Source organism: Arthrobacter celericrescens (assembly GCF_003614925.1).
Classification (GTDB): domain Bacteria; phylum Actinomycetota; class Actinomycetes; order Actinomycetales; family Micrococcaceae; genus Arthrobacter; species Arthrobacter celericrescens.
In genome coordinates this window covers 1-947 of record NZ_QYLP01000043.1, presented here as the reverse complement: position 1 = coordinate 947, position 947 = coordinate 1, and the positions used below count along the sequence as shown (strand labels likewise).

General features: G+C 64.3%; 1 protein-coding gene. It reads left to right on the top strand.

The genetic code is table 11. The features are described from left to right. Nucleotides 1–49: 49 nt before the first annotated feature. A protein-coding gene (locus D3654_RS10150) for an IS5 family transposase (protein ID WP_120521378.1) occupies nt 50–947 on the top strand; the annotation gives its coding sequence in 2 pieces (ribosomal slippage) (nt 50–400 and nt 402–947; 897 coding nt in all).

The following is a 947-nucleotide window of genomic DNA, read 5'->3' as shown; positions in this document are numbered from 1 at the left end:
TAGGGCGTGTCTCCTAAAGCTGTCAGCCAGGGTCCGGGATGCTTGATGGGTGTCTCGTGATTCTGTTTTGACTGATGCCCAGTGGTCCCGCATCCAGCCGCTTCTGCCCTCGTCCGATGGTCGCCGGGGCCGTCCGTTCCGGGATGACCGGCGGGTGGTCGAGGGCATTATTTACCGGTACCGGTGCGGGATCGCATGGCGTGATGTGCCTACCGGATTCGGTCCGTGGCAGACAATCTGGAAGCGGCACCGCCGGTACAGCGGCGACGGAACCTGGGACAAGATCCTGGCCGAACTGCTGACCGCGGCGGATTCCCGGGGCGAGGTGGATTGGTCGGTCTCGGTCGACTCGACGGTGAACCGTGCGCATCAGCACGGCACGAACCTTCCCCGCCTCACAGGGGGGCCCGTCGAATTACATGAATCTGTTTGCTGAACCTGCTGATCATGCCATCGGCCGTTCCCGCGGCGGGCTGAGCACCAAAATCCATGCCCTGGTCGACGGCAAGGGTCGGCCCCTGACGCTGCTGGTCGCACCCGGACAGGGCGGGGACGCGCCGATGTTCCCGCATCTGATGAAGCACTTGAAGGTCAAACGCGCCGGTCCGGGCAGGCCGCGGACTCGCCCGGACCGTGTCCGCGGTGACAAAGCCTACTCATCCCGTGCGATCCGGACCCACCTGCGCGAACGCGGCATCGCGGCCGTCATACCGGAACCTGCCGATCAGATCGGCCACCGGAAACGGCGAGGCACCACCGGCGGACGACCTCCGGCTTTTGACAAGGAAAACTACAAAGGCCGGAACGTCGTCGAACGGAACTTCAACACCTTCAAGCAATGGCGCGGACTGGCCACCCGCTACGACAAGCTCGCGCTCACTTACAGAGGCGGCGCCGTCCTCCGGGCCATCAGCATCTGGCTAACAGCTTTAGGAGACACGCCCTAG